Origin of the sequence: Anabaena azotica FACHB-119 (assembly GCF_014697625.1) — a bacterium.
GTDB lineage: Bacteria > Cyanobacteriota > Cyanobacteriia > Cyanobacteriales > Nostocaceae > Trichormus > Trichormus azoticus_A.
Map to the genome: position 1 here is coordinate 1 of NZ_JACJSG010000036.1, position 17,029 is coordinate 17,029.

Here is a 17,029-nt window from a genome sequence, read left to right on the forward strand (position 1 = left end):
TTTCCCCTTTCCCCCTTCCCCCTTCCCCCTTCCTCTTAAGGGCAGGTTTTTCATAAAGTAATCAGTGAGGACTATAAGATTCAGTAAATTATCAGACTTTCATCTACCCCTACACCCCTACACCCTTATACCCCTACACCCTAAAATCAGTGTTTTTGGGTCGAAGTGTAAAAAACCTGCCCTTGAAAGCTTCCCCCTTCCCCTCTTCAGACAATATTCGTAAACCACAATATATATGTTGTAGTAATTTAGAAAAACGTTCATCTACATCCTTCAGCACCATGCAGGTTTATTGCAGTAAGCAACACGCCAATCATAGCAGTAATCGTTTTTGTACCCTCTGTGGTGAACCTTTGCCGCTTGCTGAGAAGCAAGTTGTGGATAACCGTTATCAAATCATACGTCAATTAGGGCAGGGTGGTTTTGGACGCACTTATTTAGCCGAGGATTTAAAAAAGGCTAATCAAACTTGTGTGCTGAAGGAATTTGCACCCCAAGTAGAAGCAAAAGAGGACTTACTAAAAGCTAAGGAGTTATTTGAACGTGAAGCCAATGTCCTCAAAAAACTCCAGCATTCCCAAATTCCCCGTTTTCACAGTTCCCTACAAGCCAAAATTGGTACTAAAGATTTCTTCTTTTTAGTTCAAGATTATGTCGAGGGTGACAATTATTTACAACTTTTAGAAGAACGTCAAAGTCAGGGACAAACTTTTACGGAAGAGGAAGTCATCACTCTACTAAGACAAATTTTACCTGTTTTATCTTATATTCACTCTCAAAACGTCGTTCACCGCGATATTTCTCCTGATAACTTGATTTGCCGACGTGCTGATAATTTACCTGTCCTCATTGACTTTGGGGGAGTCAAACAATTACCAGCGTCTCAGGGTTTATGGTTCACTAAGTTGGCAGGTAATAATACTATTTTAGGTAAAAAAGGTTACGCCCCAGAGGAACAACTACGACAAGGAAAAGTATTTATAAGTAGCGATTTATATTCTTTAGCAGTAACGGTTTTAGTATTACTGACAGGTAAAGAACCGCAAAAATTATACGACAGCTACCAAGGTATGTGGCGTTGGGGTAAAGAAATTAATGTGAGTAAGCAACTAGAAAAAGTGTTAAAAAAGATGCTAGCTTATAAACCTAGCGATCGCTATCAAAGTGCAGCGCAAATTATCACTGATTTACCCTCATCTCTAGCTGTTAACAAGCCACCAACGACCCATCTGACGAAAATTAAAACAATGGTAGTTTCCCCTGGACGGAAGGTAACAGTTCTTGCAGGCAAACTACAACGCCAAACTCAAGCCGTTAGCCAAAAGTTACCCTTACCTGTATGGCTACGTCCCTTTGCTATCAGTTTTGGAGTCACAGCTGTCATCGTTTTAACGGGGGCTGGGACTTTTGCCTTAGTAAATTCCGTGATTCGCGGTGTATCCTCAATTTCATTACCAACAATACCATCCTTACCCAATCCTCTGGCGCAACCAGTAGGAGATAAAAACAAAAATGGTAGTAGTGATATTCTTAGCCTTCGTCAACAGCTAGAAATTCCCGAAGGATTTTTTATCCAGATGGTAGATAGCTTATTCTACGCCCAAAAGCCAGAATTAAAAGGACGCAGCTTGACATCTAAGCCAGAAGATGCTGCTTTAAGAGAAGAGTGGCACAGCATTGCTGGAGATTTTTTGCATAAAATAGAACAGGCTAACCTCAGTACAGCATCACGGCAAAAACTGGGAACCTATACCCAAAAAGATTACGAAAATTGGAGAAGACAAGCACGTTCTGGACAACTAGGAAATTACACCCCCAGCCAACTCACCAAAGACACAAATCAAAAATTTAATCAGTTGTTTCCTCTTCAACAGCGTGGGAAACTGAATCAACAAACTTTCGGTCAAATATGGTATGCGATCGCAGATGATCAAGTAAGTAAGGCGAGAGGGAATTAGGGACTGGGGGAAGGGGAAGGGGGGAGATGAGGGAGATGAGGGAGATGAGGGAGATGAGGGAGATGAGGGAGTAACCCACCCCTAACCCCTCCCAGGAGGGGAATAGGGAGATGAGGGCGATGAGGGCGATGAGGGCGATGAGGGCGATGAGGGAGATGAGGGAGATGAGGGAGATGAGGGAGATGAGGGAGTAACCCACCCCTAACCCCTCCCAGGAGGGGAATAGGGAGATGAGGGAAAGGGGGGCGATGAGGGAGATGAGGGAGAACTGTTGACTATTGACTATTGACTATTGACTATTGACTATGGACTAATGACTAATGACTAATGACTAATTTATATTGTTCAAAAGGACACGAGAATTATCCAGGGACTCGATTCTGCCTTAAGTGTGGTGAGAAGTTAATAGATAATTTTACACCTCAAGGGATTCAGCCGGGGTTGACATTAAGCGATCGCTATCTCATTGTGCGCCAAGTCGGACAGGGAGGATTTGGGCGTACTTATTTGGCTGAAGATATTAACCGTTTTCGGGAACTCTGTATTCTCAAAGAATTTTCTCCCCAAGTGCAAACACCCTATGTCTTACAAAAAGCAGAGGAACTGTTTCAACGGGAAGCTAATGTACTTTATCAGTTGCAACATCCCCAAATACCACGCTTCCGCGAAATGTTCCGCGTTAACCAAGCGGGGAAAGAGTATCTATTTTTAGTTCAGGATTATGTAGAAGGGGAAACTTATAGTACCTTATTAAATAATCGCCTACAGCAAGGATTAAGGTTCACGGAAGCCGAAATTCGGCAACTTTTACAGCAAATTCTCCCAATTTTAGATTATATCCATTCTTTGGGCGTGATTCATCGTGATATCTCCCCAGATAATCTTATCCTTCGCACTGTCGATCAACTGCCAGTATTAATTGATTTTGGTGGTGTGAAACAAGTAGTTGCGGTTGTCGCATCACAATATTATCAACCAGGGCAAGCGCCATCACAACCACCCGCCACCCTCCTTGGTAAAGTGGGATTTGCACCGTCAGAACAAATGCAAACTGGTTCTGTTTCTCCCCACAGTGATTTGTATGCTTTAGCAGTCACAGCCCTAGTTTTACTCACAGGGAAGCAACCCCAGGAATTAGTAGATACATATAACTTATCTTGGCAGTGGCGACGGGAAATTACCCTGAGTCTGACTTTGGGGCAAATCTTAGATAAAATGTTAGCACCTAGACCGGGCGATCGCTATCAGTCAGCCCAGCAAGTTTTACAAGCACTCAACCCAGTACCAGTACATTATCCGCCTACTCAACCTCCCTCACCTCCGCCAATTCCTACACCTACCCCTACCCCTACGAGACAGGAAACGGTTGCTGTTTCCCCACCGCCACCCCCCTTACCACCCGTAGCAGAAAGCTGGTGGACACCAACCAAGGTATTTTTCGTAACAATGTTAGTAGTGGGTAGTGCTGGCTTATTGTGGTGGGGGATGAGTCAAGGCGATCGCAACACCATCTCTGTGAACCCCACACCCACACCAACCACAACCCAACCCACCAACCCTCTAGATAAATACTCCCCAGCAGAACGACAACGCAAACAAAGATTGAGCGATCGCCGTCAAAGGTTGGGTATAGATTCTAACTTTTATATAAATTTAGTTAATCAGGTTTTTTGGGATAAAAACCCCAGTTTACGAGGTCGTAGCCTCAGCGACGGCCCAGAGGATGAGGACTTACGGGCAGCCTGGGATACAACCGCCAGCGAAATACTAGATAAACTTACGCCACTGAGTTCTAGAGCCAGAAGAGCGCTTGGTACTTATACTGCCGCAGAACGCGATCGTTGGAAAGTAGAAGTCAATCAAATCAATGTTAGTAGCCGTGCTTTATACGATTTAGGTGATGCAGCTTTCTTTTTAGCCTTTCCCGAACAAAAAGGGAAAGACTTTATTGATCAACCAATTGGGCAAGTTTGGCAAGCCTTTGTCAGCGATAAACTCAGCGCCATCCTCGCCAATACAGCGTTTGGAAAAATTGTCTTTGATCCAGATACCACAACTAAAACCGTCAGTGGTACAATACAGCCTGGTGGTGGTAAAGTTTTCATTGCCGACCTAGCTCAAAACCAATTATTAGAATTACAGCTACAAGCAAACCCCAGAGTCTTATTATCCGTCTATTCCCCATCTGGAAAAGTAGTCTTGTTAGAAGATTCCAACAAACGCAGTTTATCATCTGAACTCCCAGAATCTGGATTTTATGAATTTGTTGTAGCCTCAACAGCATCATCACCCGCAGACTATCGCCTCACCCTCACAGTAGAAAATCCCACCCCACCACCAGAACCAACACCCACCCCAACCGAAACCCCCACCCAAACACCAGAACCAACACCCACCCCAACCCCAACCCAAACACCTACATCTACACCAGTTACCACACCATAGGAGTCATGATACCTACTGCACAAAAATCATCCCTTAATTCAGCAACACCAAAAAAAGCAATAGCCTATTTAGCTACTGCCTTGATAGATTACCATCACATTAAAGATTGTTAGCTTTAGAGGTCATTGCACAGATGTGCGCCCCTACTCATCTGCGTTTATCTGTCTTGAAAAGTTTCCTAGGTCGGGCTAACCCTCCTACAGAACTTTTCGCTGCGTTTATCTGCGTTCAATTTTTTCCAAATCTATTGAGCCGCTTCTTTATCCCCGACCATACGCTGTCAGGACTGATAACTGATAACTGATAACTGATTTAACGCCCGTATCCGTATTCGTCTGCTGGGTCGCCATAGGGATCTTCGCTGGCGGGGCTGACATCACCGTAGTATTCGTTAGCAGGGTCGCCGTAAGGGTCTTGACTGGCTGGCGTTAAATCCCCGTAATATTGATTAGCAGGGTCGCCATAAGGGTCTTGGCTGGCTGGCGTTAAATCCCCGTAATATTGATTAGCAGGGTCGCCATAAGGGTCTTGACTGGCTGGCGTTACTTCACTATCTCTGTAATCACTATCACGGTATTCTGAATCTTGATCAAACTCGTCGTTGTTGCTTCCAGTGAAAAGCTCTCTTGCTTTTTGAAAAAAGTTATCTACCATAATTTACCTCCTGACTTGAGTTTCCATTGCATCTAGTAAGCTGGTGCTTCCTGTGGCGCAATATCTGTTAAATCACGCCCTGTAGAGCGTCCGTTGTAGCCTTGAAAATCTCGATACTGTTGCGCTTCTGACTCAGGAACTCTAATTCCCCCCTGTGGTGGCGTTACCCAGTGAGCGCGACCTTGGTTATCGCGGTAGTAAACACGCCCGTTTTTGGAAAGGTAATACTTCCCATTTAGCCCCGCTCCTTGGGCGTTCTTACGCTGCTGATATAGGTAATATAAAGCCGCCGCACCCGCCAAAATTGCCACTTTTTGCCCTGTGGAAAGTCCTCTTCTAGCCTGGGGTTGGTTGGGAGAATTGGGAGAATTAGGATAATTCACATTTCTACCAACAGTGTCATCTACTGGTGGGGGTGGTGATGCTGTTCGGGAGCCATCACCGCAGCTACTCAAGAAAGGAACTGATAGCAACGCAGACAGAAATATAGCTGCTGGTAATGGGGCTTTTTTATTGTTAAGCAATTTTATATTCATTTATTTCCTCATCACCCTAAATTTCATGGATTTTTGTGATTAATTACCAAAAATCTCTACTATCTTTGACAGCAGTTCAGGTTTCTTATAATTAAAATCATCATGAAATATGGGAAAAATTGACTCTTACTTATGAAGGAAACTTCATTCATCCTTGAGAAATAACTAATGGCTGAGTCGAGTAATTCCTGTCAAGTCGCTTCTCTACGAGACGCTACGCGAACGCTCCAATTCAAAATTCAAAATTCACGCATTACAATCCCCATAAATAAATTTAGGCGGCTCAAGACAAGGAATTTTTTGCCTTGTGCTTACGCATCTCGGCAAAATTGTTTCTACATTGTCCATAAATAAATTTAGGGGCTTGTATCCTTTTCATCTTCGGTCATAATCAAACTAACTGTAGGGTGCGTCAGACCCAATCATTTCGTACAAATGAAGGGATTTTCCACATCTGACGCACCCTACCCCAAGTGCCATTTGCGTCAGTATAAATATTTTCTTATTATAGCTAGGGTTGCTGGTACTGACGTATCCTAATTTTTGTATATTTTTTGTCTATAAATATTAAATAACTTAAATAATATACTTGTATTTAAATAAAATTCATCACATATTTTTGTTTTTGTAATCATCCGAAAGCAAAGATGTATCGATTGCTTTCTAAGTATTTATCTTTATAAGGTTATCTTGTTTACATAAATAGGTTGCTTATATTTTTTGTAATTTTATTGACAAATAATTTTTGTCAACACTGACGTAATGGATATTAATACTGAGTATACTGAAAATTAATAATACTTTGAAAATCCAAAGTTGAGGAAAAATGAATTATGTATTTCCAAATATGGAATTTCTTTTTAAAGGAAGAGCAATATCTTATATGGAAAAATAAAATTAATCTTTATAAGAAATTTGATACTTCTACATGGCAAAAAATAGTTAATTTTTTTGCCTGTGTAGAGCAAGATTTTTTCCTAAAAACCCATTTAGGAGGGGCTGAGAGCATTGAGAAGTTTATGTATTTACTATTAGAAAGTGGATACGATATAAACGCAGAGGAACTTGCTTGGTTCCTAGTTACCAGAAAAGAAATTTGGAACTTATTTGATTTAGCACAGACAACGCCAGCGCTCAAAGAGCAATTATTATTAACTAAGAATCCGCAACAGTTCAGCAAGATAGCTGCTGATTATGGCTATAATTTTTCTATAGATGAATTGGCTTGGTTGTTAACAGAAATTAAATCTTCTCCAGAGTTAGTCTCAATCAACAATAGCGTTGGAGAAATTTTAACGGTATCCAACTATGGCAAAGTTGAAATAGGGTACTGGATTTGGTTAGCAGAAGAATGGGGAATAGTACCACCATTTTGTCACAGAGTTCAATCACCAGCTTCATTGCACCAAAATGTAGATAATCCTTTCTTACCCGATCGCTGCTTTTTACCCAAGAGCTATTTTAATCAACATCTTGTTAGTCAGTTGACAACTGACAACTGACTAATGCTTCCAAAAATCAGTGACATCATAATTTAACTCTTCTAGCATTTGTCGCAGCAAGGGTAAACTCAGCCCAATGACGTTGCTGTGACAACCTGCTATTTTTTCTACAAATAAACTACCAAAACCTTCTAAAGCAAAAGCCCCTGCACATTTGAGGGGTTCACCTGTAGCAACGTAGGCTTGAATGGTGCGATCGCTAATATTCGCAAAATAAACTCTCGTTACTTGGCACTTGACTAAAGTAATATTTTGTGTATTATCAATTAAAACATGACCTGTGTAGAGGTCGCCAAAATGACCACGCATCATTTGCCAACGAGCGATCGCCTCATCCGCATCAACTGGTTTACCGTGAATCTTACCATCAATAGCCAATACCGAATCGCACCCCATCACCAGCCCTGATGGAAACTGTGGGGCTACCGTCTGCGCCTTACATTGAGCGAGAATTTGCACCAACTGTCCAGGTTCAGTCTCTTGGATTTGCGACTCATCAAAATCACTAGGACTAACTATTGGTTCAATACCCACAGATTGCAGCAGACGACGGCGTGCGGGAGAAGCTGAGGCTAGTACAAATTGCGGATTTTTCATAAAAATTACAGTGATGAAAGCAGAAAGCCCATCGGCTAGAAGCCGAGAACTGATGACTGTCAACAGTCAACTGTCAACAGTCATTCCCCACTCTCTATTAATATACGGTAAAAGAATTTACAACATCTTCCATCGCCCGTTTAACTTTTCGCCAACGTTTTTCGGGAATTGAAGCGTTAAAGGTGAAAAGTTTGCCGCGACTAACAGCCACACTAGCGATATTGTGACGTTCTTGCTGATTGGGAAGTTTTACTAAATACTCAAGATTGTAGTATGTTTTACCTTGTGATTCTCGTTCTGAGGCATTGACTAGTTCAGCTGAACGACCAGAATCTGGTGGTGCTAAAGCTGCTTTTCCTAACTTGTAACCAACTTCTGTGGGTGTACCCAGTTCTTGTAGAGTTTTGTTCTCTGGAACCGGACTAATTACCACAGAGACATTTTCAGAAATTTCGATTAAATCGTGAAACACCACATCAGGGCCGTTTGCGACTTTTACCTGTAACCAGCCATTGGGGTATAAAAACTCATAGCCATCAGCAGTGTCTACAAAGCTTTTGAATCCAGCCGCCTGGGCTACATTAGGATTACTGAGGCTAAAACTCAACACCAACAGCAACATAAATACAATTCTTTTCCACATCTTTACAGAGTCCTTTAGGCTGGAAGCAATATTTAACAGTTGACAGTTGACAGTTGTCAGTTGACAGTTGTCAGGTTATTTCCACTGTTCACTGTCCACTGTTGACTGGTTTAAAGTAAGCATGATTTCTCATTGTCCCATCAACTGGAGCGGATGAATACAAGAGGGAGTGGGGAGAGAAATTATTAATTTTCCCTTTTCCCTTTTCCCTTTCCCCTTTCCCCTTTCCCCTTTCCCCAGTCCCTACTCTCTATTCACCCCACCCACAACTGGCCGAACTTCAGAAAATGGATCAGCGCCACCAGTCCAGTTAAAGTCACTAATGCGGATGCTCAAAGCACCTAATTCTAATACTGGGTTGTAGCGTAGGGTGATGCCGTAGGTACGCCGAGTATATTCAATCAGGTAGTCGGTGCTACTTTCTTCCCCAGTGTTTAAGTTAATTGATGTTTGAAAACCTATACGTAAAGGGCCGTAAATTTGTTGGGAAAAGCCAGCACTTAATACTTGGGTATCTACGTAGCGGTCGAATAAAAAGGGTGACAGTCCACTGGTTAAACCTTGGGAGAAAGCAATATTGAAAGCGGTATAGTCTAGGAAGGGACGAGAAAAGTTACCAATCTGTCCTACTAAGCCAACTGTACCGGTGAGGCTGCTTTGATTATCGCCACTGGTGTAGTAACTGGAAGTACCCGTAACGCCAGCATAGGCTTGTAAGTAGGGAACTACAGGAGTGGGTGTGTATCTCAAACCTTGTGTAGCGGTGGCTGGTAGTGGTTTTCCTTGCCAGAGTAAGAATCCTCTACTCAGGGCGGCGCTGGCTTGGAAACGACCGAGGGAAATCCGGTCATTGGTGCGGATGGGGTCTAGCAGGTCTTGACGGTCGGTGTTAGCGTTAATATATTGTGCGCCTGCTTGATAGCTGAGGTTAATGCCACTGTTTCCTAGAGGGATGTTGGGTGAAGTAATTACACCCCCCAAGCTGCTTTGGACTGTTTGAAAACCAAGGGTTCCATTATAGAGGCGATCGCGGTAGCTATATTCCCAGTTGACTATGTGAGGGTTGCGATCGGCTAAAGCTTGGCGTAAACGTAAACTTGCTCTCAAGTTATTTTCTATATCGTCAAAGTTAAAGCTAGTGAGTTCTCCTCTACCCTCAACTACAGAACGTGAACTCAACACAGAATTTAATTTGCCCCTAATACCAAATAAATCTGTTACATTATCACTGCCTTCTATGGCTCTCTGGACAAAAAACTGGGGTGTAATTTGCAAACTGGTACTATCTGTGCTAATGGGTGTAAAACTGCGCTCAACAAACACACCACCGCGTCTATCGCCATCGTAGCCAGGGGAGACAATAAAGGGTGAAGTCTCCCGTTCTCGGCGATCGATTGTCTGCTGATTTATGGGAATTGGTAAGGTAAGACCTTGGTCAAATACTAATCGCTGTCGTTGTGTAACTACGCGATCGACTAAAGGCGCTTCTCTGGTTAAGGTGACTGTATCTGCCCTTAACTCTAGTTCTGGTGGGGAAAATGGGTCATTTGTCAAGCGCACATTCCGGGCTTGCCAACCACGGGGATAGAATTCAATTTGTCTGGCTTCAAACCTGACGCGCTTGACCTCACCTCCAGTTTTTGGGGGAGGGAGATTACTGACACCGCTTGCACCCCCGACGGTAAAATCAATGCCACCTGGACTACTGACGTTACCAAAGGGTTGATTGGCACGGATGTTATTGTTTGGCGGTTGTCGTGGTACACCACCAGCTGTCACATCGCTGGGTAGGAAAGCAAAATCTTGGGAGGCTGTGGGTACATTTATTTCTCCCCGACCGTTTTCTAATTCTCCCCTGTCTTGGACTAAATTATAAGTGAAGCGTTGTCCGCGTAATATTTGGTCGCCTCTGGTTAAGACTACATCTCCTTCCCCAGCCGCTATCAAATTATCTAAGTTAACTTGCACGCGATCGGCATCAAGTATTGCTCCATCAAACCGCACTATGACATTGCCTTCAGCAGTGATGATGCGTCTTTGCTCATCATACTCTTGCCTATCTGATGTCACTTCAACAATTCGTTGTCGGGTTGGCGGTGTATTGTTGGGTGTAGCAGGTGGTTGAGTTGGTATTTCTAACTGTGCTTGCGATGTAACAGTCGGTGGTTTGATTTTTACTGACAGCTTTTGGGGCGAATTACGAGATTTAAACTCAATAAAATTTTGAGTAAGTTGATTAGTCGGTTGCTGATCGTTAGTCGATACAGAAGAGATATTAATGTTCTTCCCAGTCTGGTGTAGAGTTACCTGCTCTTTCTGTTCTTGCTTAGTTGATGCTGGGGGAGTTGGCTTAGTTTGAGGAGGTAGCTGAGGAGTTGTCGCTGTCGGAGGGAAAACTTGGGGATGAGTGTTTTTCCCGTTCTCAACTGAATAGCCAGTTGGTGCTGTTTGAGGAGGTAGCTGAGGAGTTGTCGCTGTCGGAGGGAAAACTTGGGGATGAGTGTTTTTCCCGTTCTCAACTGAATAGCCAGTTGGTGCTGTTTGAGGAGGTAGCTGAGGAGTTGTCGCTGTCGGAGGGAAAACTTGGGGATGAGTGTTTGTCCCGTTCTCAACTGAATAACCTATTGTTTGGGGTTGTCCTAAACTAACAGCGCTACTAGAAGTATTAATGGGAGAAAATTCTGGGTGAAGGGTTTTTGGTGTACTGGGCTTTGCTAGAACGGGAGTGGCGATGAAATCATCCGTGTTATTACTAACAGGACTTGCTAACTGTGTAGAATCTCCCGTTTTCCCGACAGTTGTGTCCGAAAACTGCTTCTGTGCCAATTTAGCATTCTGCTTTTTTTGGCTGCTGGTATCAATCTTGCCAAATGAAGGAAACTGACTTTCACTAGCAGATGAGGGGGAATTTGCAGGTTGTATGGGTTCAACAAGTGGAGGCGGTGCAGGCGGCAGAACTGGATGAAGCATATTCGGACACAATCAACCTAACAAATAGCCAATTAATAGCCGGAATGAATTCACCTTCGCTTGAGTATTCCCCCTGAAGGGAGACACTACACTGAAAAATCAGTTATCAGTTATCAGTTATCAGTTGTCAGTTACTAGTTAAATCGTGGGCAAATGGTACACCAATTGCTGGTAGGCGATAGTGGTGGGTCTAAATCCTCCGTTATACGCTTGATAACTGTTCACTGATAACTGTTCACTGATAACTGAGTCTGGTGTTTTCTAGCTTCCGGCAGTCACAGATCAATTGTCTGGTTTTTACTCTAAATCCCGACGGCCGGGGTTACGAGCTGGGTCATTAGACAAAAATCCGAAGACAAAGATCGCCAAAAAGAAAGCAACAACGATATAAACAGCGATTTTTAAAGTGAGCATCTGGGATATCTCCAAAGGGTAGAGCTTCGTTCTCAGTATCTGCCATGCAGAAAAGGTAGCTTCTTTATATTACCTGCATCTAGTTCCTTTTTGAGAGGGCGATCGCAGTGTTTGGGACTATCTTGTTGCCAGCTTCATAGCTTTAACTGTGAGATAGTTGATTTCCCTAACTCATGCTCAGTTTTTTATTGATCATGTAGATGACCTGTCCATCTTGTGACGTTTTTTTCAGTCAGAGGTTTCCTAAAGTTAAACTAAATAACTTGTGTTTGGCACGATGGGGAAAAAAGCATACTCATACCAAGCCGTCCAGATAAAACTGCGAAGCCAGCGATCGCGTTTTTCTTGGCTCAATTCATAAGCAAAGTTTCCGTGAGATTCATCAATGGCAGATAGATGAGAGTTACAACCGCAACCATGCTGGTAAGTAAAACCGTATTTGGAGGCGATACTCTGCACCTTCATTTGCATGGCAAATACTTTACCCGCATGAAGTATGGCATCCCAAGAACGTTTATGTTCTATGTCGCGCTTGTCAAATCTCAGGGCGCGTTCTTCAAATATATGATCTCGGTAAATTGGTGCTAGATGCACATGATAAAAACTGGCTGGCAATTCGTAACCAAATTCTTGGAATAGTTCTAGTCCAATCCTGGCTACCTTGGAGTAATCAGCATCCCCAGATTCCACATCCCGCAGAATTTTTTCAAAGTTGGGATAGTTATGAGTCATGAAATCATAGCCGTAGAACTCAAGGGTTTCTCGTGCTAATTGTCCAAATAACTGACAAAATGAGGGCTTGAGGTGGGTTAGTTCTGGACGTTCATGAAACAGGTCAACATCACCCTGTTCTAGCTTGTATAAAAATAACTGTGCCATTTCTACATAAATTTGGCGATCGCTCAATCCAATCTTGGCTGTACCCTGAGCGATGTCTTGCCACACAGGAGGCAATTGAGCCACAGGAACCGCATTTTCCCCTACAATGACTGTAACATTTGGTAATTTTAGAGTTGGCATTAGCAATTTCCGTAATAAATTTTTTAGTTTACCCTTAGTTTTTATAGCAGTTAGTAGATATGTCAGGACATACGTAAGTCATCAAATCAAGATGCTTTTGCACCTGTTTTCTGCTGCACCTTCTACATGGTTTTTATCTACAAGTTTTGATACACTTCGTCAATAATTCCAGGTTTGCAGTAAGGACTTTAGTCTACAAGAAAAGGCTAAAGCCTTTACTACGAAGGAAAAATCACTTTAAAAGATATTTATAGGCGGCGTAAGCCATTGTTACAACTCCTGTGACAATGGCAGATTCATCGACTTCAAATTCAGGGTGATGTAAGGGGTGGTTGATAATTCGTTCAGGGTAGCCTACACCCAAGCGAAACATTGAACCGGGAACCTTTTCTAGATATACAGAAAAGTCTTCTGCACCCAAGGAAGGTTCTGGTAATACCTGGACGCGATCGCTTGTCCAAGCTTCTTCCCCTGCGGCTTGAAACAATTGTGTCAGTGCGTAGTCGTTGTAAACACCGGGGACACCTTGACGATAGTTGACTTGATAACGCGCCCCGTAGGAATGGCAAACATTGGCGACAATTTTTTCTATCCAGTTGGGGAGTTGGGCGCGGGTTTCTGGGTGGAGCGATCGCACTGTTCCCAACAACTGTACTTTATCTGCAATCACATTAGGCGCTCTCCCACCATTAATTTTCCCAATTGTCAAGACCACAGGACGCAACGGGTTCTGAGTCCGGCTAATGGCTTGTTGTAAGGCAGAAATTACTTGCGCCGCAATCCAAATTGCATCAACTGCTTCGTGGGGACGCGCACCATGTCCAGACTCGCCCAGAATCAAAATTTCCAAATCGTCCGCCGCCGCCGTTAAAGCACCATAACGCACCCCAATCGAACCAGCCGGAATCGATGGGAAAACATGAATCCCTAAAATAGCTGAAACATCTTTGATAGCTCCATCTGCTACCATCCAGCTAGCACCTTGAGCAATTTCTTCCGCAGGCTGAAACAAAAACCGCACATTTCCGCCTAACTCCTCTGTCATTTGGGACAGTACCATTGCCGTCCCCAAACCTACCGTAGTATGAATATCATGACCGCAAGCGTGCATCACCCCTTCTATACGAGAAGCGTATTCTAACCCCGTACATTCTTGAATGGGTAAGGCATCCATATCGGTGCGAATTGCCAAGAAACTATGATTTTTCTCAGTAACTTGTAATTCCCCAACGACACCAGTTTTACCGACACCTTCTTGTACACGCAAGCCACTGGAAGACAAGACACCCGCCACAAAGGCAGCAGTTTGATATTCTTTTCCACTCAGTTCTGGATGCGAGTGGATGTGACGACGAATTTCAATCAGGCGAGGCGCTAGTTTTATGGCTAAGTCTTTAATACGTGTCAGCATTACTTAATTTTGGTTAACAGGCTTAGTTTCCATGATAAGAGGGGACTAAAAAATGGGGAGGGGGTAATAGCTACAGATAAAGAAAATTGTCTTTCAAGGGATATAGCAGGCGACAGGTAACAGGTAACAGGTAACAGTCTTGAAAGCCTGTTCTTATAGGCATTTTATACTTATTCGGTGTCCTAACCTATCAGGGGCTTGGTGTTTTTCTATTTTTACTTCCTGACCTTGGGTATCAATCGTTACTACATCGAATGCAAAAGTCTTTACTAGGTCTACTGGGTAAGGTACAAGTGGAAATTCCGTACTCATCTCAGGTGTATCCATTAGCCGCTTGACTGATACTACTGTATAACTCAAACAATATTACATATACCGATTTGGTTAATATATGGGATTCTTACTTGATTTCTAAAAAATACATAGACCAGAAATTTTTTCAAAATTCAAATAGGATTTCTATATCAATTTTTTGGAAATAGACATTTGCCAGTTGCGTAAGTCCTGATATCTTTTAACTAAACCACATCTATATTGTTTGCTGTCTTATCCATGCACGAAAAGCTTTAATAGTCGCATTTCTGCCTATAACTAAACTTTGTTCAAGATATTGAGTGATTACATCGCTTAAGGTAAAATTAGGAAAATTTAAGCTTTTTTGAGACTCCAGGTAAACACCATCTTGTAAAATATTGATTTGCAATTTCCCTTTTTCAAAGCGCCAAAGTTCAGGTACTTTGAGTGCTTGATAAATATTTGGATGGGTGCGGGAAGTAACATCAATCTCTAATGCTAAATCTGGGGGAGGGTCTACAGTTAAATCTAATCGCCTTTTTCCCCGGATTCGAGATTCATTTTTAATATAGAAACATTGATCGGGTTCTATACCTTGAGCCATGAATTGATTTTTGAAGGTGGTAGAACCAAGACTTATAAAGTTGATATCTAATTCTTCCAATAAAGCTTTAACCAAATCGCTAATAATTTCTTTATCATATTCATGTTCAGGTAATGGAGCCATAATTTCTAGTATTCCCTTATCATAAGCAATACGTGCGGCTCGATGTTCTCCTAATTCTTCAAGAATTATTTCCAACTCTTGCCATGTAACATCTTTTAGTAATACTCTCTGTCCTGGTGGAACATGGATGCGCTTTAGTTCTAGTAACATCACTATCACTCCCAGAAATTATCTATTTAAACTTACATTACTTGATTTTTTAGCAAATTATCATTAAAATTTATGTGTAGTCGCCCTCTAATTGAGCAGCAAATTACTTTTTTATATACCAACGATCTCACAACTTCGGCAAGGTTTTATGAAGAGAAATTAGGCTGGGAATTATGGCTTGATCAAGGAAGTTGCCGGATATATGGTGTTTGTGGTTCTGCCTACTTGGGATTGTGTCAAACTAGCGGAACTTCAGCACCCCCATCTGAAGGTAAATCAGGTGTAATTTTTACTCTAGTGACACAACAGGTTGATGAGTGGTACGAATATCTAAAGAAGCTGGGCGTTGAATTTGAAAAACCGCCTACATACAATGAAAAATACAAAATTTATCATTGTTTTTTACGTGATCCTAATGGTTATTTAATTGAGATTCAACGTTTTGATTAGCAAATAGGGAAAAGGGGAAGGGAGAAAGGGAAAATACTTTCTCCTCTGCTTCCTCCACTTTTCTGCTCTTGTGCGTCTGTGGGTGATTAAATTTGCTTCAAGTTCAACTGTTCTTCAGAAACCCATATACCTTGGAAACCATAGGGTACTCGCTGGGGAATTAAAACTCGTGCTACAGGTTGACTATCGCTTTCATCCGACTTTGCACCAGACTCAATAAATCTGCTTTAGGACACAGATACTTTTCTTGATTTGGACAGCCTACGTTTGAGGAACATCATGTAAGCACTGATGAGACCTAAACCACCTATAGTCGCAGGTTCAGGAACTCTTTCCGGTTCGTCTGGTTTAGTGCAATCAGCTAGAGCATTTCTACCAGTGCTACCTAAAGAAACATTACCATCTAAACAGATACCGACTTGAGCTAAATTGCCCAATCCTAGATTTAGGTTGGCTCCTGTATTTAATGTAACACCCTGTTGATTAACTTGTAGTCCCAGCGTAACTTGACCTGTTTTCTGAATAAGCTCTTTAGGGTTACTTAAGGACGGTGGTTGAAGTTGAGTTGGGTTTATAACCGTCGCTGTAGTCTGAGAATCAGTAGAAACTCCTGCTATTGAGCCAACAGTAGTATTGGTTGTTTCTTGAAGCGTAGCAGTAATGTTATTTATTAGTGAAACACCTGCTGTAGTATCAATCTTGTTTTGAATGATTGGTGTGGTGTTATTCAGTACTGGTAAATGAGATTGAACTGGTTGTGTCACTGTGGTTGTTTGAGAAGTTGTCACGACACCATTAGTAGAGTTGGTTGTTTCTAGGACTGGGGAAACGATAGGTGAGATAACTCCACCAGAACCTGTGCTGCTGGTGGTTGAGGTGAGCAATGAACCTGTGCTGCTGGTGGTTAGTTTGGGTGAAATAGTGTTGGAGAGGAGTCCTTTTGTTGATGTTAATTGAGCTGAGGCTGGTGTAGCTAAAGAAGCAATTCCCGTCAAGCTAGCAAAAATAATCAAAAGATTTGATGCTGATCGTTGATTCATGGAAACTTTTCCCAAGAGGATAAAAGGTAATAAGGCGTGCTTTGCAAACACGCATCACCAAAACTAATACTTGTAAATCTATTCACTATGACCAGATAAACGCAATTTATGGAAACTCGGATGCTTGTGTTATCTTTCCGTGATTTCTTCATCAACCAAGCAAATAACCTCATGTATTTGCTTAAATCGCAAGAATATTTTTGACAATTGAGTATTTA

The 17,029-nt window shown here is 42.3% G+C and carries 14 protein-coding genes; 4 read left to right on the forward strand and 10 right to left on the reverse strand.

The window, feature by feature from the left end; all coding sequences use genetic code 11:
* Window positions 1-281 precede the first annotated feature (281 nt).
* Together H6G83_RS23185 and H6G83_RS23190 are read left to right on the forward strand one after the other, a co-directional pair.
* Window positions 282-1,958, forward strand: a complete 1,677-nt coding sequence (locus tag H6G83_RS23185; RefSeq protein WP_190476394.1) for a serine/threonine-protein kinase — start codon at window positions 282-284, stop codon at window positions 1,956-1,958.
* 327 nt (window positions 1,959-2,285) lie between these two features.
* A complete protein-coding gene (locus H6G83_RS23190; RefSeq protein ID WP_190476335.1) occupies window positions 2,286-4,403 on the forward strand; it encodes a serine/threonine-protein kinase in 2,118 nt (705 codons plus the stop codon).
* Window positions 4,404-4,715: 312 nt separating this feature from the next.
* On the opposite strand, the gene H6G83_RS23195 is transcribed toward H6G83_RS23190, so the two are convergent.
* Complete coding sequence (locus H6G83_RS23195) at window positions 4,716-5,057, reverse strand: translation initiation factor (protein WP_190476336.1); 342 nt, start codon at window positions 5,055-5,057, stop codon at window positions 4,716-4,718.
* A gap of 32 nt (window positions 5,058-5,089) precedes the next feature.
* Window positions 5,090-5,593, reverse strand: coding sequence for a hypothetical protein (locus tag H6G83_RS23200; protein ID WP_190476337.1), 504 nt, complete (start codon window positions 5,591-5,593; stop codon window positions 5,090-5,092).
* Between the two features lie 833 nt (window positions 5,594-6,426).
* Here H6G83_RS23200 and H6G83_RS23205 point away from each other — a divergent pair.
* Entirely contained in the window at window positions 6,427-7,095 is a 669-nt protein-coding gene (locus H6G83_RS23205) for a Nif11-like leader peptide family natural product precursor (protein WP_190476338.1), read from the forward strand.
* On the opposite strand, the gene H6G83_RS23210 is transcribed toward H6G83_RS23205, so the two are convergent.
* From H6G83_RS23210 to H6G83_RS23240, 7 genes are all read right to left on the reverse strand, one after another.
* Window positions 7,096-7,692 carry a Maf family protein gene (locus H6G83_RS23210; RefSeq protein WP_190476395.1) on the reverse strand — a complete coding sequence of 199 codons (597 nt, stop codon included), beginning with the start codon at window positions 7,690-7,692 and terminating at the stop codon, window positions 7,096-7,098. It lies immediately after the preceding gene.
* Window positions 7,693-7,789: 97 nt separating this feature from the next.
* A complete protein-coding gene (gene psbP / locus H6G83_RS23215; protein ID WP_190476339.1) occupies window positions 7,790-8,335 on the reverse strand; it encodes a photosystem II reaction center PsbP in 546 nt (181 codons plus the stop codon).
* Window positions 8,336-8,578: 243 nt separating this feature from the next.
* The gene (locus H6G83_RS23220; RefSeq protein WP_190476340.1) at window positions 8,579-11,305 is read right to left on the reverse strand and encodes a DUF3769 domain-containing protein; all 2,727 of its coding nucleotides are present in this window, start codon (window positions 11,303-11,305) and stop codon (window positions 8,579-8,581) included.
* 297 nt (window positions 11,306-11,602) lie between these two features.
* Window positions 11,603-11,719 carry a photosystem II reaction center protein I gene (locus tag H6G83_RS23225; protein ID WP_082727331.1) on the reverse strand — a complete coding sequence of 39 codons (117 nt, stop codon included), beginning with the start codon at window positions 11,717-11,719 and terminating at the stop codon, window positions 11,603-11,605.
* A 249-nt stretch (window positions 11,720-11,968) separates the two neighbouring features.
* Complete coding sequence (locus H6G83_RS23230) at window positions 11,969-12,739, reverse strand: hypothetical protein (RefSeq protein ID WP_190476341.1); 771 nt, start codon at window positions 12,737-12,739, stop codon at window positions 11,969-11,971.
* Window positions 12,740-12,971: 232 nt separating this feature from the next.
* Window positions 12,972-14,150, reverse strand: coding sequence for a M20 family metallopeptidase (locus H6G83_RS23235; protein ID WP_190476342.1), 1,179 nt, complete (start codon window positions 14,148-14,150; stop codon window positions 12,972-12,974).
* A gap of 529 nt (window positions 14,151-14,679) precedes the next feature.
* Window positions 14,680-15,321: a Uma2 family endonuclease gene (locus tag H6G83_RS23240; RefSeq protein ID WP_190476343.1), complete on the reverse strand. Its 642-nt coding sequence runs from the start codon at window positions 15,319-15,321 to the stop codon at window positions 14,680-14,682.
* Between the two features lie 72 nt (window positions 15,322-15,393).
* Here H6G83_RS23240 and H6G83_RS23245 point away from each other — a divergent pair, with 72 nt between their 5' ends.
* Complete coding sequence (locus H6G83_RS23245) at window positions 15,394-15,771, forward strand: VOC family protein (protein WP_190476344.1); 378 nt, start codon at window positions 15,394-15,396, stop codon at window positions 15,769-15,771.
* Window positions 15,772-15,998: 227 nt separating this feature from the next.
* Here the strand turns inward: H6G83_RS23245 and H6G83_RS23250 are convergent, their stop codons facing one another.
* Window positions 15,999-16,811: a PEP-CTERM sorting domain-containing protein gene (locus H6G83_RS23250; RefSeq protein WP_190476345.1), complete on the reverse strand. Its 813-nt coding sequence runs from the start codon at window positions 16,809-16,811 to the stop codon at window positions 15,999-16,001.
* Between the last annotated feature and the right edge of the window lie 218 nt (window positions 16,812-17,029).

Coding starts and splice junctions, on each gene's coding strand:
- H6G83_RS23195 (WP_190476336.1), bottom strand. CDS start 5,057: ATGGTAGATAACTTTTTTCAAAAAGCAAGAGAGCTTTTCACTGGAAGC.
- H6G83_RS23240 (WP_190476343.1), bottom strand. CDS start 15,321: ATGTTACTAGAACTAAAGCGCATCCATGTTCCACCAGGACAGAGAGTA.
- H6G83_RS23245 (WP_190476344.1), top strand. CDS start 15,394: ATGTGTAGTCGCCCTCTAATTGAGCAGCAAATTACTTTTTTATATACC.
- H6G83_RS23235 (WP_190476342.1), bottom strand. CDS start 14,150: ATGCTGACACGTATTAAAGACTTAGCCATAAAACTAGCGCCTCGCCTG.
- H6G83_RS23250 (WP_190476345.1), bottom strand. CDS start 16,811: ATGAATCAACGATCAGCATCAAATCTTTTGATTATTTTTGCTAGCTTG.
- H6G83_RS23190 (WP_190476335.1), top strand. CDS start 2,286: ATGACTAATTTATATTGTTCAAAAGGACACGAGAATTATCCAGGGACT.
- H6G83_RS23230 (WP_190476341.1), bottom strand. CDS start 12,739: ATGCCAACTCTAAAATTACCAAATGTTACAGTCATTGTAGGGGAAAAT.
- psbP (WP_190476339.1), bottom strand. CDS start 8,335: ATGTGGAAAAGAATTGTATTTATGTTGCTGTTGGTGTTGAGTTTTAGC.
- H6G83_RS23200 (WP_190476337.1), bottom strand. CDS start 5,593: ATGAATATAAAATTGCTTAACAATAAAAAAGCCCCATTACCAGCAGCT.
- H6G83_RS23205 (WP_190476338.1), top strand. CDS start 6,427: ATGTATTTCCAAATATGGAATTTCTTTTTAAAGGAAGAGCAATATCTT.
- H6G83_RS23225 (WP_082727331.1), bottom strand. CDS start 11,719: ATGCTCACTTTAAAAATCGCTGTTTATATCGTTGTTGCTTTCTTTTTG.
- H6G83_RS23220 (WP_190476340.1), bottom strand. CDS start 11,305: ATGCTTCATCCAGTTCTGCCGCCTGCACCGCCTCCACTTGTTGAACCC.
- H6G83_RS23210 (WP_190476395.1), bottom strand. CDS start 7,692: ATGAAAAATCCGCAATTTGTACTAGCCTCAGCTTCTCCCGCACGCCGT.
- H6G83_RS23185 (WP_190476394.1), top strand. CDS start 282: ATGCAGGTTTATTGCAGTAAGCAACACGCCAATCATAGCAGTAATCGT.